Genomic DNA, 25,402 nt, shown 5'->3' on the forward strand with positions numbered 1-25,402 from the left:
CCCTTCCACTCACAGATCAGGGAGCCTAGATGCCTTCTCTATTCGATTCGATCCAGGTTGGCGAGCAGCAGTTGCCCAACCGGATCCTCATGGCCCCGCTGACACGCGGCCGCGCCACCCGCAACCACGTACCCACCGACCTGATGATCGAGTACTACACCCAGCGCGCCAGCGCCGGGTTGATCATCACCGAAGCGACCGGGATCACCCAGGAAGGCCTGGGCTGGCCCTACGCACCAGGCATCTGGAGCGACGAGCAGGTCGAAGGCTGGAAGAAGATCACCGCCGCCGTGCACGAAGCCGGCGGGCGCATCGACTTGCAGCTGTGGCACATGGGCCGCATCGTCCACCCCAGCTTCCTCGGCGGTGCACAGCCGGTTTCGTCTTCGGCGACGACTGCGCCAGGCCACACCCATACCTATGACGGCAAGCAACCCTACGTGGAAGCCCGGCCGTTGGGCATCCATGAGATCCCGCGGTTGCTGGACGACTACGAGCACGCCGCGAAGAACGCCATGCGTGCAGGCTTCGATGGCGTGCAGATCCATGCCGCCAACGGCTACCTGATCGACCAGTTCCTCCGCGACAACAGCAACTTCCGCGACGACGCCTATGGTGGTTCGGTAGAAAACCGGATTCGCCTGTTGACCGAAGTCACCCAGCGGGTTGTCGACACCATCGGTGCCGAACGTACCGGCGTGCGCCTGTCGCCCAACGGCGATTCGCAGGGCGTCAACGACAGCGATCCGGAAACCCTGTTCTCCGCCGCTGCCGCTGCGCTGGACAAGATCGGCATCGCCTATCTGGAATTGCGCGAACCGCCGTTCGACGGCACCTTTGGCAAAGCCGATCGCCCGCCGGTGCACCCGGTGATCCGCAAGGCCTTCAGCCGTACCCTGGTGCTCAATTCCGACTACACCCACGAAAAAGCGCAGGCTGCGCTGGACGCCGGTGAGGCCGATGCGATCGCCTTCGGTCGGCCGTTCCTGGCCAACCCGGACCTGCCCCATCGGTTCGCCAAGGGGCTGCCGCTGAACAAGGACGTCATGGAGACCTGGTACAGCCAGGGTCCGGAAGGCTATGTGGATTACCCCACGGCCGACGAGCAGTAAAACGGAAACGGGGGCTTCGGCCCCCGATCTTTTTTGGACATTGTCGACACTTACCTTCGAGTACCTTGACTGCAAGCTGTAACAGGACTATTTTTTGGTCACTACCTGCCCAGGTGTCGACAATATGTCCGCTACCTCTGTTTCGTCCTTGCCCTTGCCCGTTCCCGATCCGGAATTCACGACCCCGCCCAGTGCCGTTCCAATGGAAACCGAGACGCTGTCGGAGAACGTGTTCCGCCGCATCCAGGCGGCGATCATCAACGGCGAAATAGCCCCAGGCAGCAAGATCTCCGAACCCGAACTGGCACGCACCTACGGCATCAGCCGCGGACCGCTGCGTGAAGCCATCCACCGTCTGGAAGGCCAGCGCCTGCTGGTGCGCATTCCCCACGTCGGTGCCCGGGTGGTGTCGCTCAACCACGCCGAACTCATCGAACTCTACGAAATCCGCGAATCCCTCGAAGGCATGGCCTGTCGACTGGCTGCCGAGCGCATGAGCCAGGCGCAGATCGACGAGTTGCGTGAGGTGCTCGCCACCCATGAACGCGATGCCGCGTTCCAGGCCGGCGTCGGCTACTACCAGCAGGAAGGCGATTTCGACTTCCACTACCGCATCATTCAGGGCAGCGGCAACAGCACGCTGGTGCAGATGCTCTGCGATGACCTGTACCAACTGGTGCGCATGTACCGCATCCAGTTCTCCGCCACGCCCAACCGTCCGCACCAGGCTTTCGCCGAGCATCACCGTATCCTCGACGCCATCGCCGAGCGCGACGGCGAACTGGCCGAGTTGCTCATGCGTCGGCACATCGCCGCGTCCAAGCGCAATGTCGAACGCCATTACCTGGAACCCAACCAGAACAACACCCCAGGAGCCCCATCATGAGTCAGCCCTCCCGCCCCGGCCAACGCTTCCGTCAGGCCCTCGCCGAAGAGTCGCCCTTGCAGGTGGTCGGCGCCATCAACGCCAACCACGCCCTGCTCGCCCAGCGCGCCGGTTTCAAGGCTATCTACCTGTCCGGTGGCGGCGTTGCGGCCGGCTCCCTGGGCCTTCCCGATCTGGGCATTACCGGTCTGGACGATGTGCTGACCGACGTGCGCCGCATCACCGATGTGTGCGATCTGCCGCTGCTGGTCGACGTCGACACCGGTTTCGGCTCGTCGGCCTTTAATGTCGCCCGCACCGTCAAGTCGATGATCAAGTTCGGCGCCGCGGCCATGCACATCGAAGACCAGGTGGGCGCCAAGCGCTGTGGCCACCGGCCGAACAAGGAAATCGTTTCCCAGCAGGAAATGGTCGACCGCATCAAGGCGGCGGTGGATGCGCGCACCGACGACAGCTTCGTGATCATGGCGCGCACCGATGCGCTGGCAGTGGAAGGTCTGGAGTCAGCCCTGGACCGGCGCGGCAGCCTGCATCGAGGCCGGTGCGGACATGATCTTCCCCGAAGCCATCACCGAACTGCAGATGTATCAGCTGTTCGCCAGCCGGGTGAAAGCGCCGATTCTGGCCAACATCACCGAGTTCGGCGCCACGCCGCTGTTCACCACCGAGCAGCTCGGTGGCGTCGGCGTGGGCCTGGTGCTCTACCCGCTGTCAGCGTTCCGCGCCATGAACAAGGCTGCCGAGAACGTCTACACCGCGATTCGCCGCGATGGCACCCAGCAGAACGTGGTCGACACCATGCAGACGCGCATGGAACTGTACGACGCCATCGACTACCACGACTTCGAGCGCAAACTCGATGCGCTGTTCGCGCAGAAAAAATGATCGCTGCATTCCAATAACAAATCCAAGATCGGAGAAAACCATGGCCGAAGCAAAAGTACTCAGTGGCGCTGGACTGCGTGGCCAGGTGGCCGGACAAACCGCGCTGTCGACCGTCGGCATGCCCGGCGCCGGGCTGACCTATCGCGGCTACGACGTGCGCGAACTGGCCGAGCACGCGCTGTTCGAAGAAGTCGCCTACCTGCTGCTGCACGGCGAGCTGCCCACCCACGACGAGCTGGCTGCCTACCAGGGTAAGCTGCGCAGCCTGCGCGACTTGCCGCAGCCCCTCAAGGAAGTGCTCGAACGCATTCCGTCCAGCACCCATCCGATGGACGTGATGCGCACTGGCTGTTCGTTTCTCGGCACTCTTGAGCCGGAGCGTAACTTCAGTCAGCAGGAACACGTCACCGACCGCCTGCTGGCGGCCTTTCCGGCGATCATGTGCTACTGGTATCGCTACAGCCACCACGGTGTGCGCATCAGTTGCACCAGCGATGAAGACACCTTCGCCGGGCATTTCCTGTACCTGCTGCATGGCAAGTCACCGAGTGAACTGCACAGCAAGGTGATGGACGTCTCGCTGATCCTCTACGCCGAGCACGAATTCAACGCATCGACCTTCACCGCGCGCGTGTGCGCCTCGACCTTGTCGGACATGTATTCGTGCGTGACCGCAGCCATCGGCTCGTTGCGCGGCCCCCTGCACGGCGGTGCCAACGAAGCGGCCATGGCCATGATCCAGAAGTTCGCGTCGCCCGAAGAAGCGGTGCGCGGCACCTTGGCCATGCTCGAGCGCAAGGACAAGATCATGGGCTTCGGCCATGCCGTGTACAAAGACAACGACCCACGCAACGAAGTGATCAAGGGCTGGGCGAAGAAGCTGGCCGACGAAGCCGGTGACAAAGTCCTCTACCCCGTCTCCGAAGCCATCGACAGGACCATGTGGGAGCAGAAGAAGCTGTTTCCCAACGCCGACTTCTACCACGCCTCGGCGTACCACTTCATGGGCATCGCGACCGAGCTGTTTACGCCGATCTTCGTCTGCTCTCGGGTGACCGGCTGGGCAGCCCATGTGTTCGAACAGCGGGCCAACAACCGAATCATTCGCCCCAGCGCCGAATACGTCGGCGTAGAGCAACGCGCATTCGTGCCTCTGGATCGCCGCTGACCTAGCGGGCCTCTTCGCGGGCAGAGCCCGCTCCCACATTCCCATAGTGCTCAAGACGTACGGGTCCATGTGGGAGCGGGCTCTGCCCGCGAAGGCCGCCCCGCCGAACTTCTGCCATGCCTTGCACCGTGAGCCGACCTGATGAACACACAACACCGCAAGTCATTACCCAACTCGCCGCTGGACTATTACGACGCCCGAGAAGCCGTCGAAGCCCTCCAGCCCGGCGCCTACGCCACCCTGCCCTACACCTCCCGCGTACTGGCGGAAAACCTGGTGCGCCGTTGCGACCCCGCCACCCTGGACGCCTCCCTGCGCCAGTTGATCGAGCGCAAGCGTGACCTGGACTTCCCCTGGTACCCGGCGCGAGTGGTGTGCCACGACATCCTCGGCCAGACCGCCCTGGTCGACCTGGCCGGCCTGCGTGACGCCATCGCCTCACAGGGCGGCGACCCGGCCCTGGTCAACCCAGTGGTACCAACCCAACTGATCGTCGACCACTCCCTGGCCGTGGAAAGCGCCGGCTTCGATCCGCAGGCATTCGAGAAAAACCGCGCCATCGAAGACCGTCGCAACGAAGACCGCTTCCACTTCATCGACTGGACGCGCAAGGCGTTCAAGAACGTCGACGTCATTCCGCCGGGCAACGGCATCATGCACCAGATCAACCTGGAGAAAATGTCGCCGGTGATCCAGGTCCGCGAGGGCGTGGCCTTCCCCGACACCTGCGTCGGCACCGACAGCCACACGCCCCATGTCGACGCGCTGGGCGTGGTGGCCATCGGCGTGGGCGGCCTCGAAGCCGAGAGCGTCATGCTCGGTCGCGCGTCGTGGATGCGCCTGCCCGAAATTGTCGGGGTCAAGCTGACCGGCCAACTGCAGCCGGGTATCACCGCCACCGACATGGTGCTGTCCCTGACCCAGTACCTGCGCCAGCAGAAAGTGGTGGGTGCGTACCTGGAGTTCTTCGGTGAAGGCGCACGCGCCCTGACCCTGGGCGACCGCGCCACGCTCTCCAACATGGCCCCGGAATACGGCGCCACGGCGGCGATGTTCGCGATCGACCAGCAGACCATCGACTACCTGCGCCTCACCGGCCGCGAAGAGCAGCAGGTGCAACTGGTCGAAGACTACGCGCGCCTGACCGGCCTGTGGGCCGACAGCCTGGACGACGCTGTCTATGAGCGCGACCTGAGCTTCGATCTGTCCGGCGTCGTACGCAACATGGCCGGGCCGAGCAACCCGCACGCGCGCATCGCGACCAGCGACTTGACGGCCCAGGGCATCGCCGGCCCCTGGAGCGAAGTGCCCGGGCAGATGCCGGACGGTGCGGTGATCATCGCCGCCATCACCAGTTGCACCAACACCAGCAATCCCCGCAACGTCATCGCTGCCGGGTTGCTGGCGCGCAATGCCAACCGCCTGGGCCTGACCCGCAAGCCCTGGGTCAAATCGTCCCTGGCACCGGGCTCGAAAACCGTGGCCCTGTACCTGGACGAAGCTGGGCTGACCGAGGAACTGGAGACCCTGGGCTTCGGCATCGTCGCCTTCGCGTGCACCACCTGCAACGGCATGTCCGGCGCGCTCGACCCGGTGATCCAGCAAGAGATCATCGAGCGCGACCTGTACGCCACTGCGGTGCTATCGGGCAATCGCAATTTCGACGGACGCATCCACCCCTATGCCCGTCAGGCCTTTCTGGCCTCGCCGCCGCTGGTGGTGGCGTATGCGATTGCCGGCACCATTCGTTTCGACATCGAAAAAGACGTGCTCGGCCTCGACCCGCAGGGTCAGCCCATCCGCCTCAAAGACATCTGGCCCAGCGACGAGGAAGTCAACGCAGTGGTCAAATCGTCGGTGAAACCCGAACAGTTCCGCCAGGTGTACATCCCCATGTTCGCCGTGCACGAGGACCACGGACCGAAAGTCGCGCCGCTGTATGACTGGCGCCCGGCGAGCACCTACATCCGTCGTCCGCCGTACTGGGAAGGTGCCCTGGCCGGCGAGCGCACGCTCAAGGGCATGCGTCCGCTGGCGGTGCTGCCGGACAACATCACCACCGATCACCTGTCGCCGTCCAACGCGATCATGCTCGACAGCGCCGCCGGCGAATACCTGGCGAAAATGGGCCTGCCCGAAGAAGACTTCAACTCCTACGCCACCCACCGCGGCGATCACCTGACCGCGCAACGAGCGACGTTCGCCAACCCCAAGCTGTTCAACGAAATGGTGGTGGAGAACGGCAAGGTCCGCCAGGGCTCGCTCGCGCGCCTGGAACCCGAAGGCCAGGTCATGCGCATGTGGGAAGCCATCGAGACCTACATGCAGCGCAAGCAACCGCTGATCATCATCGCCGGGGCCGACTATGGCCAGGGTTCCTCACGGGACTGGGCGGCCAAGGGTGTCCGTCTGGCCGGGGTGGAAGCGATCGCCGCCGAGGGCTTCGAGCGTATCCACCGCACCAACCTGGTGGGCATGGGCGTGCTGCCGTTGCAGTTCGACGCGGGCACGGACCGCAAGACCCTGGGTATCGATGGCACCGAGGTGTTCGACGTGGTCGGCCGCTTGACGCCCCAGGCGCGGCTGACCCTGATCATCGAACGGCGTGACGGCGAACGTGTGGAAGTACCAGTGACCTGCCGCCTGGACACTGCCGAAGAAGTATCGATCTACGAAGCCGGCGGCGTGCTGCAACGCTTCGCACAGGACTTCCTGCAGGCGACTGCACCCACTCACGCCGCGGCCGACGCCTACTGAGGATTGCCTTATGACCCAGCTTCGCATTCCCGCCACCTACCTGCGCGGTGGCACCAGCAAAGGCGTGTTCTTCAAGCTCGCCGACCTGCCCGAAGCGGCGCGTCTGCCCGGTCCCGCGCGCGACGCCCTGCTGTTGCGGGTGATCGGCAGCCCCGACCCCTACGGCAAGCAGATCGACGGCATGGGCGGCGCCACATCGAGCACCAGCAAGACGGTGATCGTCAGCCCCAGCAGCCAGCCGGGGCACGACATCGACTACCTGTTCGGTCAGGTCTCCATCGACAGCGCCTTCGTCGACTGGAGCGGCAACTGCGGCAACCTGTCGGCAGCGGTCGGCCCGTTCGCCATCGCTCAGGGCCTGATCGATCCCACCCGTGTGCCCCACGACGGCATCGCCACGGTGCGCGTATGGCAGGCCAACATCGGCAAGACCATCATTGCCCATGTGCCCATGAGCGGCGGCGAGGTTCAGGAGACCGGTGATTTCGAACTGGACGGTGTGACCTTCCCGGCCGCCGAAGTGCAGCTCGAGTTTCTCGATCCGGCCGCCGAGGCCGACGGCGCGGCCGGGGCCATGTTTCCCACCGGGCAGCTGATCGACGAGCTGGACGTACCCGGCGTGGGTCGGTTCGAGGCGACGATGATCAATGCTGGGATTCCAACGATCTTCATCGATGCCGCCGCGTTGGGGTACAGCGGCTGCGAGTTGCAGGACGCGATCAATGGCGACCCTCAGGCGCTCGCGCGCTTCGAGACGATCCGCGCCCACGGGGCTTTGCGCATGGGCTTGATCCAGCGTCTGGAAGAGGCGCAAACCCGCCAGCACACGCCCAAGGTCGCCTTCGTCGCGCCCCCAGCCGACTACGTCGCTTCCAGCGGCAAGCCGGTGGCAGCGGCCGATATCGACCTGACGGTTCGGGCCATGTCGATGGGCAAGCTGCATCATGCCATGATGGGCACCGCCGCGGTGGCCATCGGCACGGCCGCCGCGATTCCCGGGACCGTGGTCAACCGCGCGGCCGGCGGTGGCGTGCGCAGTACGGTGTGCTTCGGCCATCCCTCCGGCACCCTGCGCGTGGGCGCCGAAGCCAACCAGCTGGATGGCCAATGGCAAGTCACCAAGGCGATCATGAGCCGCAGCGCGCGGGTCCTGATGGAAGGCTGGGTCAGGGTGCCCGCGCAGACCCTCGCTTAGGCGTGGGTCGGGAACTCAGGTGGTGGGCTGCTCCTGCTGCCGGTAACGCAGCCACACCGCGCCGCCCTCTTGCACCTCGGCACTGTCGAGTGTCAGGTAGGTCGGCTGCTCCCACTGCTTGGCATCGATCTCGAACGACGCCGGATGCTCGCCCCGGCCATCCACCAACGGCAACAGCAGGACACTGATCTCGTCGACCAGCCCGGCGTTGACGAACGAGCCACTGACGTGGGGGCCGCCTTCGACGACCAGGCGCTTGATGCCCAATTCCCGGCCGAGAATGTCCACCACCTGATGCAGGTCGAGGGAGTCCTTGCCGGCGAAGATGTAGGACACCTGGATCGATTGCAGATAGGCCAGATAGTCGTCGCTGACCGCTTCGGTGAGCACTTCGACGATGTGCGAATCCAACGCCGTGTTGGACTTCCAGCCGACCTTGCCCTGGGGGTCGATGGAAATGGCGTAGGCACTCGCCGAGCGATCGGCAAAATGATGCGTCCGCTCGATCGGCCCCTTGGCCAGGCCGGACGGGTAACCCTCGTCGTGAGCGATTTCCTGCATCGTCACGCGCCCGCAGGCCCAGGCGTCGAAGTCGAACTGTTTGGCCAAGCGTTCGTACAGCTCGCCGGCGGCGTTCTTGAACGGCCGGGCCCAGCCGTCGGTGAGGGCATGACCGTCGACGGAGGACATCATGTGGCAGATTACATAGGGCTTCATGGGAGCTCCTTGGCTGTCGGTGTGTCTATCACCGACCGGCGCCCATGGCCGTTGGTTCAGCTTGAAGCGCGCGTGGACCTGCTCGACGCTGCCCCGAGATCGAGGCGCATGTGCGTCGTCTGCCAGACGGGATCGGACTCGACGTCGATCACCTCGAAGCCCTGTTTCTGCCAGAACGCGATCGCTCCTGGCAGGAACGGATGGGTGTGCAGATACAATGTGGCCACACCAGCCTGGTGCGCCTGCGCCAGCAGCGTTGCGTACAGCGCCTTGGCAACCCCGGCACCCCGGCAGCTCGGCGAGACGAACAGCCTGACCACCTCGACGATGCCAGTGGCCGGCAACTGCAACTGGCTGAAGCGCTGGTCATAGGGCAGGTAGCCGATGGCGCCGACGATGCGACCCTCTTGCCAGGCGAGCAGGAAACAGCCCTGGTTCGAAGCCAGGTACACCTCGTCGAAGCGGGCCAGATCGTCCGGCACCTGGGTGGCGTCCAGCTGCGGGAAGATCGAGGCCCGCGCGGCCATGACGTAGTCGAGGATCGCGGGTACCTGCTCCGGCGCTGCCGGACGGATGTCGATGGCGTTCACTGTGTCTGTCCTCCTGTCAGTGAGCTCAGAACGCAAGCTTGTAACCGATCAACAGCAGCATCACCGCCAGGCAGGGCCGCAGGATATCGTCCGAAACCCGCCCGGACAGATGGCTGCCCAGGTAGATCCCCGGCAGCGAGCCGAGCAGCAAATGCCCGAGCAATGACCAGTCCATGTTACCCATGCTGGCATGCCCCATGCCCGCGACCAGAGTCAATGGCACGGCATGGGCGATTTCGGTGCCCACCAGGCGCCGGGTCGCCAGGAACGGATACAGCATGAACAACGCCACCGTCCCTAGGGCACCGGCGCCGATCGAGGTCAGCGAGACCATCACTCCGAGCACGACACCAGTTACCACAGTAAGCGCGTTGAGGGTGTTCGAGCTGAGGTTGTAGCGATCCCCGGCATGGCGGCTGGCCAGGGCTTGCAGGCGCTTCTTGAACAGGATCGCCAACGCCGTCAGGAACAGCACGACCGCCAGCGCCTGCTTGATCACCACGCCCATGGCCTGCGGTTCGGCATTCAGGCTTTTCAGGTACCAGAGCACGAACGCTGCCGCCGGCACGCTGCCCAGCGCCAGCCAGCCGGTGATCTTCCAGTCGATGTTCTTGTTGCGTCCATGAACCCAGACGCCGCTGGCCTTGGTGATGGCCGCGTACAACAGATCGGTGCCGACCGCCGTGGCTGGATTGATGCCAAACCAGAGCAGAATCGGCGTCATCAGTGAGCCGCCGCCTACGCCCGTCATGCCGACGATGAAGCCCACGACCAATCCGGCAATGGTGAAACCCCAAGTACCTACTTCCATTCTTACGTCCTACACATCAGATTCAGCATCGCGGGAGCGGTAGCCGGGCGGCAGGATATCAACTTCTGTTATAGCCATTTATAACTATGCAGCATTAGCTTATAACCCGCCCTCCGGGAGGGTCAGAAAATGCACAACGATTCACTGTCAACTTCAGCGCGACAGTCCTGACCGCTTCGACGGATTTATCCTCTTGCGAAGAACGCATACTCTTGATCCATCGCACAGCATTTCCACCGCTGGGCACCTTCACTCGGGAGAACGTCATGCTCGCACTTCGCAAAGCCTCGGATCGCGGTATCGCCAACCACGGCTGGCTGCAATCCTTCCATACCTTTTCCTTCGGGCATTACCGCAACCCTCAGGAACAGGGCTTCTCCGACCTGCTGGTAATCAACGACGACCGCGTCAGCGCCGGCAAGGGCTTCGGTCAGCACCCGCACCGCGACATGGAGATCTTCTCCTACGTGCTGGAAGGCGCGCTGGCGCACAAGGACACCCTGGGCACCGGCTCGGTGATTCGCCCCGGTGATGTGCAGCTGATGAGCGCCGGCCACGGCGTCGCCCACAGCGAGTTCAACCACAGCGACGTCGATCCCGTGCATTTTCTGCAGATCTGGATCGTGCCCGAAGTGGCAGGCGCCAAGCCGCGCTATCAGCAGGAGCACTTTTCCGCCGAGCAGAAACGCGGTCGCCTGCAACTGATCATCTCGCCCGATGGCGCCGAAGGCTCGCTGCATGTCCGCCAGGATGCGCGGGTGTATGCCGGGTTGTTCGATGGCGAGGAACAGGCCACGCTGACACTTGCGGCCAACCGCTACGCCTATGTCCACGTGGCCACCGGCAGTGTCGAACTCAACGGCCAGCGCCTGAACGAAGGGGATGGCGTGCGCCTGCGGCAGGAAACCGTGCTGCAGTTGGCCAATGGGGTCAATGCCGAGGTGCTGGTGTTCGACTTGCGCCCGAGCGAGCTGCCGCAGATGCCCTGATCGGTATCCGCACCGGGGGTGCCCATCGACCTTGTCGATGGGCACATTGAAAAAAGCGATTGGCTTGACCCCGGTGTGGCGCGTACCTTCAAGGTCTGCATTTTTTTGCAACGCCTGTACGGCGTTGGCAGTCGAAATGGTCATGCCCTTTATTGGTACCCCTGATGCACACCCCTGAGCGCACCCTGCACGATGGCTTCGCCCGCAAAGTCGATTACCTGAGACTGTCGGTTACTGACCGCTGTGATTTCCGCTGCGTGTACTGCATGGCCGAAGACATGACGTTTCTGCCGCGCAAACAGATCCTCAGCCTCGAAGAGCTCGAACAGGTGGCAGCCAGCTTCGTCGCCCTGGGCACGCGCAAGATCCGCCTGACCGGGGGCGAACCCCTGGTGCGTTCGGGCATCGTCGATCTGTGCCGACGCATCGCCGCCCTGCCCGGCCTTCAGGAACTGTGCATGACCACCAACGGTTCGCAGCTGGCGACCTTGGCCCAGCCGTTGTTCGACGCCGGGCTCAAGCGCCTGAACATCAGCCTGGACAGCCTCGACCCGGCACGTTTCCGCGAACTCACCCGTACCGGCGACCTGAACAAGGTGATCGCCGGCATCGACGCGGCCAATGCTGCCGGTTTCCGCCATACCAAGCTCAACTGCGTGGTCATGCAGGGCCGCAACGATGACGAAGTCGTCGATCTGGTGGCCTTCGCCATCGAGCGCGGCCTGGACATTTCCTTCATCGAGGAAATGCCCCTGGGGGCGATCAGCGAGCACAGCCGCGCCGAGGCCTTCTACTCCAGCGAGCAGGTCCGCGCACGGCTCGCCGAACGCTACGAATTGCTCCCGTCCACGGATTCCACCCAAGGCCCGTCGCGCTACTGGCGCATTCCTCAGGCACCGGGCACTCGCATCGGCTTTATCTCGCCGCACAGCCACAATTTCTGCGCGACCTGCAACCGAGTGCGCCTGACCGTCGAAGGCCGACTGCTGCTGTGCCTGGGGAACGAGCACTCGGCAGACCTCAAGCAGGTGCTGCGCGAGCATCCCGGCCAGCCGGAAGTGCTCGAACAGGCAATCATCAAGGCCATGCAGCTCAAGCCATGGAGCCACAATTTCCGCCTGGACGACGATGTGCAGGTGGTGCGTTTCATGAACATGACTGGCGGCTGATCGCGGCGGCCGTCGTCGTCATTGTTCCGCTTTGCTTATCAACCCGTTTGAAAATGCAACTTATCAAATCAGTGCACAGGGCCGACAATCGCCCTGTGCCGTCGCTGTATTTCCGGTACGTCGTGCGCTGTCCGCGCCCCACAAGAACAAGGCCACCGGCCCACCTACCGAGGACTCCTCCATGCAAGACGTCGTTATCGTTGCCGCCACACGCACTGCCGTAGGCAGTTTCCAGGGTTCACTGGCGAGCGTGCCCGCCGTCGAGCTGGGCGCCGCGGTGATTCGCCGACTGCTTGCACAGACCGGCCTGGATCCGTCGCAGGTCGACGAAGTGATTCTGGGGCAGGTGCTCACGGCCGGTGCCGGGCAGAACCCGGCGCGTCAGGCGACCCTGTTTGCCGGCCTGCCCAGCGCGGTACCGGCCATGACCCTGAACAAGGTCTGCGGTTCGGGGCTCAAGGCCGTGCACCTGGCGACCCAGGCCATTCGTTGCGGCGACGCCGAGGTGGTGATTGCCGGTGGCATGGAAAACATGAGCCTGGCGCCCTACGTATTGCCAGCGGCCCGCACCGGGCTGCGCATGGGCAACGCACCCCTGGTCGACAGCATGATCAAGGACGGCCTGTGGGATGCCTTCAACGACTACCACATGGGCATCACCGCGGAAAACCTCGCCGAACAGTACAGCATCAGCCGAGAAGCGCAGGATGCCTCCGCGGCGCAGTCCCAGCAAAAGGCCGTGGCGGCCATCGAGGCAGGTCGCTTCACCGCCGAGATCACGCCCATCGACGTTCCTCAGCGCAAGGGCGAACCCCTGCCCTTCGCGATCGACGAGCAGCCCCGCGCCGGCACCACCGCGCAAAGTCTGGGCAAGCTCAAACCCGCCTTCAAGCCCGATGGCAGCGTCACGGCTGGCAATGCGTCGTCGCTCAACGACGGCGCCGCCGCGGTCCTGGTGATGAGCGCAGCCAAGGCGCAAGCGCTGGGCCTGCCGGTGCTTGCGCGCATCGCCGCCTACGCCAATGCCGGCGTGGATCCGGCGGTGATGGGCATCGCCCCGGTGTCGGCGACGCGCCGCTGCCTGGAAAAGGCCGGCTGGAGCCTGGATCAACTGGACCTGATCGAGGCCAACGAAGCCTTTGCCGCCCAGGCGCTGTCGGTGGGCCAGGTCCTGGAGTGGGACGCGAGCAAGGTCAACGTCAATGGCGGTGCCATAGCCCTGGGTCACCCGATCGGTGCTTCGGGTTGCCGGGTCCTGGTGACCTTGCTGCACGAGATGCTGCGCCGCGACGCCAGCAAGGGTCTGGCAACCCTGTGCATCGGTGGTGGCCAAGGCGTTGCCCTGGCCCTGGCTCGAGACTGACCCGTGCTCCCTCGCTGCGCACTGGCCGTGCGTGGCGAATGGGGCGACAATGGCTCACCGCCACTTATTCAGGAGCTCTGCCGATGAGCCGCACCCTATTCGCTTCGCTGTGCATCACGGGCGCACTGTTGTCGGCTGCGTCGACCGCCACCTTCGCCATCGAAGTCCTGCAAGCGCCCGGCACCGGTGCGCAGATGGTTTCGCTGGGCAAGGGCGACCGTGTTCCGCCCAACTATGCCCTCCCTGAATCGGCCTTCACGGGCTGGAAAGCCGCCGGCCTCAAGCAACCCGATATCGACAGCCAATGGGTGCAGATGGGTGACAGCTTTGTGCTGGTCAGGCGTGGCAATGCCGTGATTCAGGACGTTCAACCCATTCCAAAATAGACGCGGCAGCGATTATCGGTGCAACCGGTGTGTCGGCAACCACATCGTCGAAGCCTCGATCAAGCGCTTTGCAGCGTCATTTACATCTAGTTACAGACAAACTGCATAGATTGTAAATGCGCTTTACTCTCAAATGAGAACACCTATCATCTGCGCTCGCACCTCGTGTCGAGCGCTCCGGACCCTGGCTGCTCCATAGCTCTTTCCCTTCCCGGTCGCTCTCGTCACGCCACTGAATTGCTGGAGAGCCCCGATGCGCTTGAACCTGAGCCACCTGTCCGTTGCCTTGCTGGCCGCGCTTGCACCCCCGACCTTTGCCGAATCGGCATCCACCAATTCCCAAGGCATTCCGGTGCAACCTACCGACCTGCCCGTGGATGGCAGCGAGCAGGCATTACAGCTGGAGGAAACCCGGATTCTGGGAACCGCCGCGCAGGAGCTCAAGCAGGCACCCGGGGTGTCGATCATCACCGCCGAGGACATCAAGAAGCGCCCGCCCACCAACGACCTGTCGGAAATCATTCGTCGCGAGCCGGGTGTCAACCTGACCGGCAACAGCGCCAGCGGCAACCGCGGCAACAACCGCCAGATCGACCTGCGCGGCATGGGTCCGGAGAACACCCTGATCCTCATCGACGGCAAACCGTCCTCGTCGCGCAATGCCGTGCGCTACGGCTGGAACGGCGACCGCGACACCCGTGGCGAAACCAACTGGGTACCGGCCGAGGAAGTCGAACGCGTCGAGATCCTCCGGGGTCCGGCCGCAGCGCGCTATGGCTCCGGGGCCATGGGCGGCGTGGTCAACATCATCACCAAACGGCCGACCGACGAATTGCACGGGTCGATGACCGTCTACGCCCTGCAACCCGAAGACAGCGCCGAGGGTGGCGGCAAGCGGGCCAACTTCAACCTCAGCGGACCGCTGACCGATGATCTGATCTTCCGTGTGTATGGCAGCGCGAACAAGACCGATGCCGACGACGCCAACATCAACAGCAGCCACCAGGCCGATCCCGGCTCGCTGGTCGCCGGTCGCGAAGGCGTACGCAACAAGGACGTCAACGGCCTGCTGAGCTGGAAGCTCGACCCCGAGAACACCGTGGACCTGGAAGCCAGCTACAGTCGCCAGGGCAATATCTACACCGGTGACACGATGAACAACGTCGGCAGCGACTTCGTCAACAGCCAGCTGGGCAAGGAGAGCAACGTACTGCACCGCTCGAGCTTCGGCATCACCCACCACGGCGACTATGAGTGGGGCAGCAGCCAGTCTTCCCTGACCTATGACTTCACCCGCAACAACCGCCTGCGCGAAGGCCTCGCCGGTGGCCCGGAGGGCGCGCCCAACGGCTCCGGACGTTTCGAATCACGGTTGCGCAACACCCGCGCGGCGAGCGAGATCAACCTGCCCCTGAGCTGGGGCGCAGAACAGGTCCTCACCCTGGGCGGTGAGTACCTGTACGAGTCGATGAGCGACCCTGGCGCCCTAAGTTCGCAATCGTTCGACGGCAATGGCGGTGCCGCAGGCGCCCTGGGCGTGGACCGCAGCACCGACAAGATCACCGCGCGCAGTTTCGCCGTGTTCGTGGAAGACAACATCGAGGCGACGCCCGATACCATCGTCACTCCCGGCTTGCGCTACGACCACCACGAGACCTTCGGTGACAACTTCAGCCCCAGCCTGAACGCCTCGCACAAGCTGACCGACGATCTGACCCTCAAGGGCGGCATCGCGCGTGCCTACAAGGCGCCCAACCTCTACCAGTCCAACCCCAACTACCTGCTGTACAGCCGTGGCCAGGGTTGCAGCATCGCCCAGACCAACAACGGCGGCTGCTACCTGGTGGGCAATGAAAACCTGGTGCCCGAAATCAGCGTCAACAAGGAGCTGGGGCTGGCTTACGACAAGGGCACCTGGCGCACCAGCGCGACCTACTTCCGCAATGACTACAAGAACAAGATCGTCGGCGGGATCGACCCGCTCTACCGCCTGAACAGCGGCGCTCGCGTGCTGCAATGGGAGAACTCGGGCAAGGCGGTGGTCGAGGGCGTGGAAGGCAACCTGTTCATCACCCTCACCCCCGAGCTGGACTGGAACACCAACCTGACCTACATGATCGAGTCCGAGAACCGTGATACCGGGGAGCCGCTCAGCGTGATCCCCAAGTACACCCTCAATACCACTCTGGACTGGCAGGCCAGCGAAAAACTGTCGTTCCAGGCCAATGCTACCTGGTTCGGCAAGCAGGAAGCGCCATCGCTCAATACCCGTACCGGTGCGGTCTACGACGACCTGGCCCAAAAAGACGTCGCTCCCTACGCGATTGCCGGGCTGAGCAGCGGCTATGCGTTCAACGAACATTTGAGTGTGCGGGTCGGTGTGAACAACCTGTTCGACAAGCGCCAGTACCGTGAAGGCGGCGCCAGTTCGGCCGGCGCCCAGACCTACAACGAACCCGGACGCGCCTACTTCGCGTCCGTCACCACCTCGTTCTAAGAGGAGTCTGAACCATGCTCAAGCCCCTTTGCCTCGCGCTCTGCACCCTGTTCGCCAGCACCTGGGCGCTGGCCGCACCACGCACCCTCGACACGCCCTATGGGCCCGTCACCCTGCAAGGCTCGCCGACCCGGGTGATCACCCTCGACGAGAGCAGCCTGGACGCCGCGCTGGCGGTTGGCGTGCAACCGGTGGGTACCGTTTCGACCCGCGGCAGCGATCAGGTCTCGGCCTACCTGCAGGAACGCGCCGGCCAGCCGCAGATCGTCGGTACGGCGCGGGCGCCGAATCTGGAGGCGATCCTCAAGCTGGCGCCCGACCTGATCCTGGCGCCCGCCGGCGTCAGTCAGGAATTGTTCGCCACCTATAGCCGCATCGCGCCGACCGTGGCGTCGAAGAACTCGAGCATGAACGACTGGCAGGCCACCACCGCGTTCTACGCGCTGGCTCTGGATCGTCAGGCGCAAGGGCAGCAGGTACTCGCCGCCATCGACCAGCGCGCCGCCGAGCTCAAGGCGCGTCTGCCCGCCGAACAGCGAGTCTCTGTGGTGCGCTGGAACCCACAAGGCCCGATCGCCATGTCCGGCCGGATCTTCGTCGGGCAGATGCTGCACAAGGTCGGATTGCAGACCACCGAACTGGCCAACGGCCTGAAAGGGCCGCACAGCGATGTCCTCAGCCTGGAAAACCTGAGCCGGATCGACGCCGACTGGCTGTTCGTCGCCAGCCTGAACGCCGACGGTGCCAGCGCCCTGGAGGCGGCGCGCCAGCAACCGGCGTTCACGCGCCTGCACGCCGTGCGGCAGAACCACGTGGCGACCGTCGACGGTCAGGTCTGGGCCAGCGGCTCGGGGCCATTGGCCGCACACAAGGTGCTGGACGACCTGCAGCGCATCCTCGCGCCCTGAGCCCGGTTCTGTTCATGAACCACACCCTGCCCGCGCCAACCCTGGTCAACCGCTACCGCTGGAGGGTGTATCGGTGTGCCGCCCTGCTGGCGCTCGTCATGCTGGCGAGCCTGCTGTTGGGGGCCGGCGACACCGGGCCCTGGCGTGCGCTGTCCACCTTGTTGGGCCAGGGCAGCAGCGAGGAGCGCTTCGTGCTGTTCCAGCTGCGTTGGTCGCGAACCCTGCTCGGCCTGCTGGTCGGTGCCGCGCTGGTGCGGCGGGCATCGTGCTGCAGGCGACCACGCGCAACCCCCTGGCGGAGCCCGGCATGCTCGGCGTCAGTGCCGGTGCTTCGCTGGCCGTGGTGATCGCAGTCGCCCTGGGCGCGAGCTCGGCGACGGTCAACCTCGGCGTTGCGGTCGCCGGCGCGCTGGTGGGCTGTGCGCTGGTGCTGCTGGTCAGCCGCGTCGGCAGCCTGGGCGACGACCCGGTCCGGCTGGTACTGGCAGGCGCGGCGTTCAGCAGCCTGCTGGCGGCCTTGACTTCGCTGATCCTGCTGCACGATCAGCGCAGTGCCGACGAGATCCGCTTCTGGGTCATCGGCGCCCTCGCCGGTCGCTCCGGCGACACCCTGCTCTGGAGCCTGCCCGGTGTGATCGGCGGATTGCTGCTGTTGCTACCGGCAATCCGGCCACTGGCCAGCCTGGCCTTGGGCGAGCGCGTGGCCGCCGGGCTAGGCCACCATCCGCAATTGACCGGTTTATGGGCCCTGGTTGCCGTGGCGATACTGGTGGGTACGGCCACTGCGGCGGCGGGGCCAATCGGCTTCGTCGGCCTGATCGTGCCGTTCATGGCACGCCGCCTGGTCGGGCCGGACATCCGCCGCACCTTGTTACCGGCCTTGTTGCTCGGCCCCTGCGTACTGATCAGCGCCGACATCATTTCGCGCCTGACCGTGCGCCCCTACGAACTGCCCATCGGGGTCATCACCGCGTTCATCGGCGCGCCGATTCTGATCGCCGTGGTTCGCGGACAGCGGATGCCGCGCCTGTGAAGCGCTCGATCCCTCCAGGCCACTGGCTGCTGAGCAGCGGCAACTGGTCGGTGCTGGTCGACCGGCGCGCCTGCCTGGCAGGCCTGACCCTGAGCCTGGCCTTGGTGCTGGCCGGCGCGCTAAGTCTGGCCAGCGGTTCAGCCGACATCGACGCCATCACCGCAGTGCGCGCCCTGTTCGGGGTCGGTGAGCCGATGCAGTTTTTCCTGGTCCGCGAACTGCGGCTGGAGCGACTGCTGGCCGGGCTGTTCACCGGCGCCGCACTGGGCATCGCCGGCTGCCTGTTGCAGACGCTGGCGCGCAATCGCCTGGCCACCCCCGGCGTGATTGGCATCGACGACGGTGCCACGGCGTTCGCCGTCGCCTCCATCGTGGCCGTGCCCACCAGCCTCGCACCCCCCGCCTTGGCACTGATCGGCGCCATGACCGCCGCCGCGCTGGCCTTCGGCCTGGCCGGTGGCAGCGGCGCACGGGGGTATCGGTTCATCGTCGTGGGCATTGGCGTTGGGGCGGTGTTCGGCGCGCTGACCAACCTGATGCTCGCGCGCACCGACCTCGACAGCGCCAACCAGGCCTACCCCTGGACCGTCGGCAGCCTCAGCGGCCGACCATGGCTGGCGGTGCAGCTGCTGGGCATTGCGTTGCTGCTGGCAATTCCCTGCGCGAAAGGACTGAACCGGGCACTGGCCACCCTGCGCTTCAACGACAGCGTGGCCCGCGGCCTGGGCATCGACGTAGCACGGGTGCGCCTGCTGACCCTGGCCCTGACGGTCCTGCTGACCGGCCTGGCCGTGGCCGTGGTCGGGCCGGTCGGACTGATCGCGCTGGCCGCGCCGGAGATGGCGCGCTACCTGTCCGGGCACCGCGGCGTGGCCGTCGTCAATGCCGGGCTGGCCGGCGCCCTGCTCATGGTCTGCGCCGACTGGAGTGGCCGCACCGTCCTGGCGCCGGTGGAAATCCCGGTGGGCATCGTCACCGCCGTCGTCGGCGGCCCCTATCTGCTGTGGATTCTGATCCGCCAATCCGTACGGAGCACCCCATGAGTCTGGACCCGGCCCTGCTGGATGCCAACGCTGAACCTGCCCGCCTGAACGCGCGGGACCTGAGCCTGGGCTATGGCCGCACATCCGTGATCGAGCGCCTGTCCCTGGACGTCCCCAGCCATCAGGTCACCGCCATCGTCGGCCCCAATGGATGCGGCAAGTCGACCCTGCTCGCCGGGCTCTGTCGGCTGCACAAGACTACCCACGGCGCGGTGGTGCTCGACGGTCGGGACATCGCCCGCCTGCCGACCCGGCAGGTCGCCCAGCGCCTGGCCCTGTTGCCTCAGGACGCCTCGGCGCCCGATGGTTTGACGGTCCGGGAGCTGATTCGCTTCGGTCGCCAACCCCATCAGGGCCCGCTGCGCCAGTGGTCCGAGCACGACCAGCGTATCGTCGAGGCCGCGCTGGCGGCCGCCGACCTGCAAGCGCTGGCCGACCGCCCCCTGGAGTCGATGTCCGGCGGCCAGCGGCAACGCGCCTGGATCGCCATGGCGATCGCCCAGGCCACGCCCCTGCTACTGCTGGACGAGCCGACGTCTGCCCTGGATCTGGGCCATCAGATAGAAGTGTTCGAACTGATCCGCGACCTCGCCGCCGCCGGCAAGACCGTGGTCATGGTGGTGCACGACATTTCCAGCGCCTGCCGCTACGCCGATCATCTGGTGGCCATGCACGATGGGCGGATCGTTGCCGAAGGCCCACCGGCAGAGGTGGTGAACTCGGCATTGATCGAACGGCTATACGGCGTGAAGTGCGAGCTGTTGCGTGATCCGCACAGCGGCACACCGATCATCGCCGGCGTGCGCCGGCGTTGATCGGCAGCCCCTGCTCAGCGGTATTGCGCGCCGTCGAACCAGGCGAGTTTTTCCCGCAGAACCACCACTTCACCCACGATCACCAAGGTCGGAGCGTGCACCTCATGCTCGGCAACCATGCGTGGCAGATCCGCCAGAGTGCCAGTGAACACCCGCTGGTTCACCGTGGTGCCCTGCTGGATCAACGCCGCCGGTGTGTCCGCGCCACGCCCGTGGCGAATCAACTCTTCACAGATGATCGGCAAACCGATCAGGCCCATGTAGAACACCAGCGTCTGCCCCGGTGACACCAGATCGTGCCAGGGCAGGTCGGTGGTGTTGTTCTTGAGGTGCCCGGTGACGAAGCGCACCGATTGCGCATAGTCGCGGTGGGTCAGCGGAATCCCGGCATAGGCCGCACAGCCACTGGCCGCAGTGATGCCGGGCACCACCTGGAAGGGAATACCGTGAGCGGCAAGCTCTTCGATCTCTTCACCGCCACGACCGAAGATGAACGGGTCGCCGCCTTTGAGGCGCAACACACGCTTGCCCTGCTGGGCCAGCGCCACCAACTGCTGGTTGATCTGTTCCTGCGGCAGGGCGTGCTCGGCGCGACGCTTGCCGACGTACACACGCTCGGCGTCGCGGCGGCACAAATCGAGAATCGCCGGCGCGACCAGGCGGTCGTACAGCACCACGTCGGCCTGCTGCATCAAGCGCAGCGCGCGGAAGGTCAGCAGGTCCGGATCGCCAGGCCCAGCGCCCACCAGGTAGACCTCACCGGGTGCATGGGGTGGCGCGCCGTCGACCTTGGCCTGCAGCATGCGCTCGGCCTCGGCGCCCTGCCCGGCCAGTTGACGGTCGGCGATCGGGCCCTGGAACACTTCCTCCCAGAACGCACGGCGCTGCGTGACGTCCGGGTACAACGCCTTGACCTTCTGCCGAAAGCGCGCGGCCAGGCCGGCCAGCTCGCCATAGGTCGAAGGAATCCAGGTTTCCAGCTTGGCGCGGATCAGACGGGCCAGCACGGGCGCGTCCCCCCCACTGGAGACCGCCACCACCAACGGCGAGCGATCGACGATGGCTGGAAAGATCACCGTGCACAGCGCCGGGGCGTCGACCACGTTGACCGGAACGCAGCGCGCGCGGGCGTCGGCCGACACCTGGGCGTTGAGCGGTTCGTCGTCGGTGGCGGCAATCACCAGCTGACAGCCGTCCAGATCGTGGCTCAGGTAGCCTCGGTCGAGCATCTGTCCGCCGCTGCCGCGTACCAGCTCGGCCAGTTGCGGATCGATGCTCGGCGCGACCACGCGCAGCACCGCGCCCGCCTCGGCCAGCAGGCGCGACTTGCGCAGGGCGATCTCGCCCCCGCCCACCACCAGGACCTGGCTGTCGCGCAGTTTGTGGAAAAGCGGTAGGAACTCCATTTAGCCGATGACCTCGAGGCCGCCCATGTAAGGCTTGAGAACCTCGGGCACGCGGATGCTGCCGTCGGCCTGCTGATAGTTTTCCAGCACCGCCACCAGGGTACGACCGACCGCCAGGCCCGAGCCGTTCAAGGTGTGCACCAATTCAGGCTTGCCGGTTTCCGGATTGCGGAAGCGGGCCTGCATGCGGCGCGCCTGGAAATCACCGGTGTTGGAACACGAGGAAATCTCGCGGTACTTGTCCTGGCTCGGCACCCAGACTTCCAGGTCGTAGGTCTTCACGGCGCTGAAACCCATGTCGCCGGTGCACAGCGCCAGGACGCGGTACGGCAGCTCCAGGGCCTGCAACACCCGTTCGGCGTTCGCAGTCAGGCTTTCCAGCGCTTCCATGGACTTGGACGGCTCGACCACCTGGACCATCTCGACCTTGTCGAACTGGTGCTGGCGGATCATGCCACGGGTGTCGCGCCCCGACGCACCGGCTTCGCTGCGGAAGCACGGCGTATGGGCAACGAACTTGAGGGGCAGCTGTTTGACGTCGAGGATCTCGCCGGCCACGATGTTGGTCAGCGACACTTCAGCCGTTGGAATCAGATACAGATCGGCCTCGCCGTCACGGCTGATCTTGAACAGGTCTTCCTCGAACTTGGGCAACTGGCCGGTGCCCTGCAAGGCCGGTGCCTGGACCAGGTACGGGGTGTAGGCTTCTTCGTAGCCATGCTCGCTGACATGCAGGTTGATCATGAACTGCGCCAGGGCACGGTGCAGGCGAGCGATCGGGCCGCGCATGATGGCAAAGCGCGCGCCGGACAGCTTGGCCGCCGTTTCGAAATCCAGGCCACCGGTCTTGCCACCCAGCGCGACGTGGTCCTGCACCGGGAAGTCGAAGGTGGCAGGCGTACCCCAGCGACGGACTTCGACGTTGCCGTCTTCGTCTTCGCCAACCGGGACCGATTCGTGGGGCAGGTTGGGAATGCCCAGGGCGATACCGTCCAGCTCACCCTGCAATTGCTCCAGCTCGACCTTGCCGCGGCCCAATTCCTCGGCGATGGACTCGACCTGCGCCTTCAACGCGTCGACGTCGCCGCCGCTCTTCATGACCTGCCCAATGGACTTGGACAGCGCGTTGCGTTCGGCCTGCAGTTGCTCGGTGCGGGTCTGCACGGTCTTGCGCTGGGCTTCCAGCGCCTCGATGCGTGCCACATCCAGGACATAGCCACGGCTGGCAAGGCGATCCGCTACGTCCTGAAGCTGGCTACGTAACAGTTTGGAATCGAGCATGTCGGTCTCTCGTTTATCAGTATTGGTCAGATTTTAGTCAGTGCCAGGCCGGCCCAGGTGGCCAGCAGGCCGCCGAATACGCTCACTGCGCAGTAGCCCATGGCAACCAGTCCCTGGCCGCTTTCGAGCAAGCGCACGGTGTCCAGCGAAAATGAGGAAAAGGTGGTCAGGCCGCCCACGAACCCCACCATCAGTCCTGAACGGATTTCGACCGGAATGTCCGGGCGAATCATGAACAGGCCGTACAGGTAGCCGATGATCAGGCAGCCGACGATATTGACGGCCAGCGTACCGGTATAGAACAGGCGTGGCCAGTTCGCATTGATGTAGGTGGCGGTAAACAGCCGCAGCAAGGTGCCGACCACCCCACCCAGCGAGACCGCGATGATGGTTGGGATCACTCGTTTCTCCGCCGTCGTGGGCTGTTGTCGTCCAGGTTGGACAGGTGCTTGAGCTTCTCGCCGATCTTCAATTCCAGGCCGCGGGGCACAGGTCGGTAGTAATGGCGCGGGCTCAGTTGTTCGGGGAAATAGTCCTCGCCGGCCGCGTAGGCGTCGGGCTCATCGTGGGCATAGCGGTACTCGTCGCCATAGCCCAGCTGCTTCATCAACTTGGTCGGGGCGTTACGCAGGTGCAGCGGCACTTCGAGGGAACCGTGCTCGGCTGCTTCGCGCATGGCCGCCTTGAAGCCCATGTACACAGCATTGCTCTTGGGCGCGCACGCCAGGTAGACGATCGCCTGGGCCACGGCCAACTCGCCCTCCGGACTGCCCAGGCGCTCCTGCACGTCCCACGCCGACAGACACAGGGGCAACGCGCGCGGATCGGCATTGCCGATGTCCTCGCTGGCCATGCGCACCACGCGTCGCGCCAGGTAGAGCGGGTCGCACCCACCGTCGAGCATGCGCGCGAACCAGTACAGCGACGCATCCGGATTGGAGCCGCGCACCGACTTGTGCAGGGCCGAAATCTGGTCGTAGAACGCCTCGCCGCCCTTGTCGAAACGCCGACGGGTGTCGCCCAGCAGGCTCTGCAACAGTTCGGTGCCGATTTCCTCACCGTCTTCGGCAAGGTCCGACGCGTTCTCCAGCAGGTTGAGCACGCGGCGCCCATCACCGTCGGCGGCCGCCATGAGCATGGCGAAGGCTTCGTCACCCAGGCGCAGTCGACGCTTGCCCAAACCCCGCTCCTCATTCAGCGCGCGATCGACCAGACGCCGCAGGGCCGCCTCGTCCAGGCTCTTGAGCACGTACACACGAGCCCGCGAGAGCAACGCGTTATTGAGCTCGAAGGAAGGGTTCTCGGTGGTGGCACCGATGAAGATCAACGTGCCGTCTTCCACATAGGGCAAAAAGGCATCCTGCTGGGACTTGTTGAAGCGATGCACTTCGTCGACGAACAGAATCGTGCGACGGCCATACTGACCGGCCTGCTGCTTGGCCACCTCGACCGCCTGGCGAATCTCCTTGACCCCGGCCAGCACCGCCGAGACGGTTTCGAAGTGCGCGTCCGAGACCTTCGCCAGGAGCCGCGCCAGGGTGGTCTTGCCCACGCCCGGCGGACCCCAGAAGATCATCGAGTGCAGGGCGCCCTGCTCCAACGCTTCGCGCAATGGCTTGCCACGGGCGAGCAGATGCTCCTGGCCGACATATTCGTCCAGGTTGCTTGCGCGCAGGCGGGCAGCCAGCGGCTGGGCGATGGGATCGCTGCGAAACAGGTCCATGGGCTGGCAATCGACCTCGAATTATTCCTGGATCACGTCCGCCCCTTTGGGGATGTCGAACTTGAACTTGCTGGCAGCGATCGGCTCGTTGGCCTTGACGTTCATGAACAGGATATTGGTGCGCTGGCCAACGCTGTCGATCAGCTGCATGTCGTTGATCATGCCCTTGCGGAACGACAGGCGCAGCGAGTCGAACAAGGTGTCACGCGTTTTGGGCTTGAGCACGAAATCGATCACGTCACCGGCTTCCTTGGCGCTGATGTCGAAGCTCTGGCTGATCTTGGACACGTCACCGGACAACAGCAGTGCCGGGGTCTGGGTCAGGCGCTGGTCGAGATTCTTGATGGTGACCTGTTCCAGGTCCGGGTCCCACAGCGAGACTTTCTTGCCGTCGGAAACCATCAGCTGTTCCTGGGGCGCATCGGTGTGCCAGTTGAACAGGCCAGGGCGCTGCAGGGCCATCTCCCCAGCGGTTTCCTGCAACTGGGTACCGCTGCCGTCAAGGGTCAGCTGGGAAAAGCGGGCGGTCAACGTCTGGGACTTTTCCAGCAGTTGCGTCAAGCGCGCAACGTCCTTCTGGTCGGCATGCACCGACAGGCTGGACAGGGCCAGGGCAGAAACCAACAGCATGCGAATCAGGCGCATGGGAATCCTCGTTCTAGGGTAAG

21 protein-coding genes and 2 pseudogenes are annotated in these 25,402 nt (G+C 64.9%); 15 read left to right on the forward strand and 8 right to left on the reverse strand.

All coding sequences use genetic code 11. The features are described 5' to 3' along the window. Window positions 1-29: 29 nt before the first annotated feature. The 6 genes and pseudogenes from ABMD26_RS01675 to prpF all read left to right on the forward strand — a co-directional run bounded on the left by ABMD26_RS01675 (window position 30) and on the right by prpF (window position 8,003). Window positions 30-1,112, forward strand: a complete 1,083-nt coding sequence (locus ABMD26_RS01675; RefSeq protein ID WP_049860129.1) for an alkene reductase — start codon at window positions 30-32, stop codon at window positions 1,110-1,112. A gap of 202 nt (window positions 1,113-1,314) precedes the next feature. Next, entirely contained in the window at window positions 1,315-1,998 is a 684-nt protein-coding gene (locus ABMD26_RS01680; protein ID WP_049860128.1) for a GntR family transcriptional regulator, read from the forward strand. Beyond that, window positions 1,995-2,883, forward strand: a pseudogene (prpB, locus tag ABMD26_RS01685) (methylisocitrate lyase). The gene ABMD26_RS01680 and the pseudogene prpB overlap by 4 nt, the downstream one beginning before the upstream one ends. A 40-nt stretch (window positions 2,884-2,923) precedes the next feature. After that, window positions 2,924-4,051: a bifunctional 2-methylcitrate synthase/citrate synthase gene (prpC, locus tag ABMD26_RS01690; RefSeq protein ID WP_354307159.1), complete on the forward strand. Its 1,128-nt coding sequence runs from the start codon at window positions 2,924-2,926 to the stop codon at window positions 4,049-4,051. 141 nt (window positions 4,052-4,192) lie between these two features. Then, window positions 4,193-6,808, forward strand: coding sequence for a Fe/S-dependent 2-methylisocitrate dehydratase AcnD (gene acnD, locus ABMD26_RS01695; RefSeq protein WP_354307161.1), 2,616 nt, complete (start codon window positions 4,193-4,195; stop codon window positions 6,806-6,808). A 10-nt stretch (window positions 6,809-6,818) separates the two neighbouring features. Next, a complete protein-coding gene (gene prpF, locus ABMD26_RS01700) occupies window positions 6,819-8,003 on the forward strand; it encodes a 2-methylaconitate cis-trans isomerase PrpF (RefSeq protein WP_354307163.1) in 1,185 nt (394 codons plus the stop codon). Between the two features lie 15 nt (window positions 8,004-8,018). On the opposite strand, the gene ABMD26_RS01705 is transcribed toward prpF, so the two are convergent. From ABMD26_RS01705 to ABMD26_RS01715, 3 genes are read right to left on the reverse strand one after another with little or no spacing between them, the layout of a single operon-like run. Continuing rightward, complete coding sequence (locus ABMD26_RS01705; protein WP_354307165.1) at window positions 8,019-8,720, reverse strand: RibD family protein; 702 nt, start codon at window positions 8,718-8,720, stop codon at window positions 8,019-8,021. Between the two features lie 56 nt (window positions 8,721-8,776). After that, window positions 8,777-9,310 carry a GNAT family N-acetyltransferase gene (locus ABMD26_RS01710; RefSeq protein ID WP_502948291.1) on the reverse strand — a complete coding sequence of 178 codons (534 nt, stop codon included), beginning with the start codon at window positions 9,308-9,310 and terminating at the stop codon, window positions 8,777-8,779. Window positions 9,311-9,335: 25 nt separating this feature from the next. Further along, window positions 9,336-10,121, reverse strand: coding sequence for a sulfite exporter TauE/SafE family protein (locus ABMD26_RS01715; RefSeq protein ID WP_354307167.1), 786 nt, complete (start codon window positions 10,119-10,121; stop codon window positions 9,336-9,338). Window positions 10,122-10,387: 266 nt separating this feature from the next. On the opposite strand from ABMD26_RS01715, the gene ABMD26_RS01720 reads away from it, so the two are divergent. The 9 genes and pseudogenes from ABMD26_RS01720 (at window position 10,388) to ABMD26_RS01760 (ending at window position 20,324) form a co-directional block, all read left to right on the forward strand. Further along, window positions 10,388-11,110 (forward strand): pirin family protein, encoded by a 723-nt coding sequence (locus ABMD26_RS01720; protein ID WP_354307169.1) that lies wholly within the window; start codon window positions 10,388-10,390, stop codon window positions 11,108-11,110. Between the two features lie 164 nt (window positions 11,111-11,274). Further along, complete coding sequence (gene moaA / locus ABMD26_RS01725) at window positions 11,275-12,279, forward strand: GTP 3',8-cyclase MoaA (protein WP_134722177.1); 1,005 nt, start codon at window positions 11,275-11,277, stop codon at window positions 12,277-12,279. A gap of 181 nt (window positions 12,280-12,460) precedes the next feature. After that, on the forward strand, window positions 12,461-13,642 hold the full coding sequence (locus ABMD26_RS01730; protein ID WP_354307172.1) for an acetyl-CoA C-acetyltransferase: 1,182 nt from the start codon (window positions 12,461-12,463) through the stop codon (window positions 13,640-13,642). An 83-nt stretch (window positions 13,643-13,725) separates the two neighbouring features. Further along, window positions 13,726-14,028, forward strand: a complete 303-nt coding sequence (locus ABMD26_RS01735; RefSeq protein WP_354307173.1) for an RcnB family protein — start codon at window positions 13,726-13,728, stop codon at window positions 14,026-14,028. Window positions 14,029-14,281: 253 nt separating this feature from the next. Then, window positions 14,282-16,525, forward strand: a complete 2,244-nt coding sequence (locus ABMD26_RS01740; protein ID WP_354307175.1) for a FepA family TonB-dependent siderophore receptor — start codon at window positions 14,282-14,284, stop codon at window positions 16,523-16,525. A gap of 14 nt (window positions 16,526-16,539) precedes the next feature. Further along, window positions 16,540-17,433 carry an ABC transporter substrate-binding protein gene (locus ABMD26_RS01745; RefSeq protein ID WP_134722173.1) on the forward strand — a complete coding sequence of 298 codons (894 nt, stop codon included), beginning with the start codon at window positions 16,540-16,542 and terminating at the stop codon, window positions 17,431-17,433. A gap of 98 nt (window positions 17,434-17,531) precedes the next feature. Further along, window positions 17,532-18,466, forward strand: a pseudogene (locus ABMD26_RS01750) (FecCD family ABC transporter permease). Then, window positions 18,463-19,509 carry a FecCD family ABC transporter permease gene (locus ABMD26_RS01755; protein WP_354307178.1) on the forward strand — a complete coding sequence of 349 codons (1,047 nt, stop codon included), beginning with the start codon at window positions 18,463-18,465 and terminating at the stop codon, window positions 19,507-19,509. The pseudogene ABMD26_RS01750 and the gene ABMD26_RS01755 overlap by 4 nt, the downstream one beginning before the upstream one ends. Continuing rightward, window positions 19,506-20,324, forward strand: coding sequence for an ABC transporter ATP-binding protein (locus tag ABMD26_RS01760; protein ID WP_354307180.1), 819 nt, complete (start codon window positions 19,506-19,508; stop codon window positions 20,322-20,324). Before ABMD26_RS01755 ends, ABMD26_RS01760 begins: the two co-directional genes overlap by 4 nt. A gap of 14 nt (window positions 20,325-20,338) precedes the next feature. Here the strand turns inward: ABMD26_RS01760 and cysG are convergent, their stop codons facing one another. From cysG to lolA, 5 genes are read right to left on the reverse strand one after another with little or no spacing between them, the layout of a single operon-like run. Beyond that, a complete protein-coding gene (gene cysG, locus ABMD26_RS01765) occupies window positions 20,339-21,730 on the reverse strand; it encodes a siroheme synthase CysG (RefSeq protein WP_354307182.1) in 1,392 nt (463 codons plus the stop codon). Beyond that, a complete protein-coding gene (serS, locus tag ABMD26_RS01770; protein WP_049860111.1) occupies window positions 21,731-23,011 on the reverse strand; it encodes a serine--tRNA ligase in 1,281 nt (426 codons plus the stop codon). It abuts the gene before it with no gap. A 26-nt stretch (window positions 23,012-23,037) separates the two neighbouring features. After that, window positions 23,038-23,412 carry a fluoride efflux transporter CrcB gene (gene crcB / locus ABMD26_RS01775; RefSeq protein WP_049860110.1) on the reverse strand — a complete coding sequence of 125 codons (375 nt, stop codon included), beginning with the start codon at window positions 23,410-23,412 and terminating at the stop codon, window positions 23,038-23,040. Beyond that, entirely contained in the window at window positions 23,409-24,734 is a 1,326-nt protein-coding gene (locus tag ABMD26_RS01780; RefSeq protein ID WP_122742046.1) for a replication-associated recombination protein A, read from the reverse strand. The genes crcB and ABMD26_RS01780 overlap by 4 nt, the downstream gene beginning before the upstream one ends. Before the next feature lie 21 nt (window positions 24,735-24,755). Further along, entirely contained in the window at window positions 24,756-25,379 is a 624-nt protein-coding gene (gene lolA / locus ABMD26_RS01785) for an outer membrane lipoprotein periplasmic chaperone LolA (protein ID WP_049860108.1), read from the reverse strand. Window positions 25,380-25,402: the final 23 nt, after the last annotated feature.

This window comes from Pseudomonas sp. PvP001, from assembly GCF_040546375.1.
Taxonomy (GTDB): domain Bacteria; phylum Pseudomonadota; class Gammaproteobacteria; order Pseudomonadales; family Pseudomonadaceae; genus Aquipseudomonas; species Aquipseudomonas coleopterorum.

Bases quoted from the DNA above. Each gene is read 5' to 3' on its own strand.
- serS (WP_049860111.1), bottom strand. From the start codon at position 23,011: ATGCTCGATTCCAAACTGTTACGTAGCCAGCTTCAGGACGTAGCGGAT.
- ABMD26_RS01740 (WP_354307175.1), top strand. From the start codon at position 14,282: ATGCGCTTGAACCTGAGCCACCTGTCCGTTGCCTTGCTGGCCGCGCTT.
- prpF (WP_354307163.1), top strand. From the start codon at position 6,819: ATGACCCAGCTTCGCATTCCCGCCACCTACCTGCGCGGTGGCACCAGC.
- ABMD26_RS01745 (WP_134722173.1), top strand. From the start codon at position 16,540: ATGCTCAAGCCCCTTTGCCTCGCGCTCTGCACCCTGTTCGCCAGCACC.
- ABMD26_RS01735 (WP_354307173.1), top strand. From the start codon at position 13,726: ATGAGCCGCACCCTATTCGCTTCGCTGTGCATCACGGGCGCACTGTTG.
- prpC (WP_354307159.1), top strand. From the start codon at position 2,924: ATGGCCGAAGCAAAAGTACTCAGTGGCGCTGGACTGCGTGGCCAGGTG.
- lolA (WP_049860108.1), bottom strand. From the start codon at position 25,379: ATGCGCCTGATTCGCATGCTGTTGGTTTCTGCCCTGGCCCTGTCCAGC.
- moaA (WP_134722177.1), top strand. From the start codon at position 11,275: ATGCACACCCCTGAGCGCACCCTGCACGATGGCTTCGCCCGCAAAGTC.
- ABMD26_RS01730 (WP_354307172.1), top strand. From the start codon at position 12,461: ATGCAAGACGTCGTTATCGTTGCCGCCACACGCACTGCCGTAGGCAGT.
- ABMD26_RS01720 (WP_354307169.1), top strand. From the start codon at position 10,388: ATGCTCGCACTTCGCAAAGCCTCGGATCGCGGTATCGCCAACCACGGC.
- ABMD26_RS01675 (WP_049860129.1), top strand. From the start codon at position 30: ATGCCTTCTCTATTCGATTCGATCCAGGTTGGCGAGCAGCAGTTGCCC.
- ABMD26_RS01760 (WP_354307180.1), top strand. From the start codon at position 19,506: ATGAGTCTGGACCCGGCCCTGCTGGATGCCAACGCTGAACCTGCCCGC.
- cysG (WP_354307182.1), bottom strand. From the start codon at position 21,730: ATGGAGTTCCTACCGCTTTTCCACAAACTGCGCGACAGCCAGGTCCTG.
- ABMD26_RS01780 (WP_122742046.1), bottom strand. From the start codon at position 24,734: ATGGACCTGTTTCGCAGCGATCCCATCGCCCAGCCGCTGGCTGCCCGC.
- ABMD26_RS01680 (WP_049860128.1), top strand. From the start codon at position 1,315: ATGGAAACCGAGACGCTGTCGGAGAACGTGTTCCGCCGCATCCAGGCG.
- acnD (WP_354307161.1), top strand. From the start codon at position 4,193: ATGAACACACAACACCGCAAGTCATTACCCAACTCGCCGCTGGACTAT.
- ABMD26_RS01715 (WP_354307167.1), bottom strand. From the start codon at position 10,121: ATGGAAGTAGGTACTTGGGGTTTCACCATTGCCGGATTGGTCGTGGGC.
- ABMD26_RS01705 (WP_354307165.1), bottom strand. From the start codon at position 8,720: ATGAAGCCCTATGTAATCTGCCACATGATGTCCTCCGTCGACGGTCAT.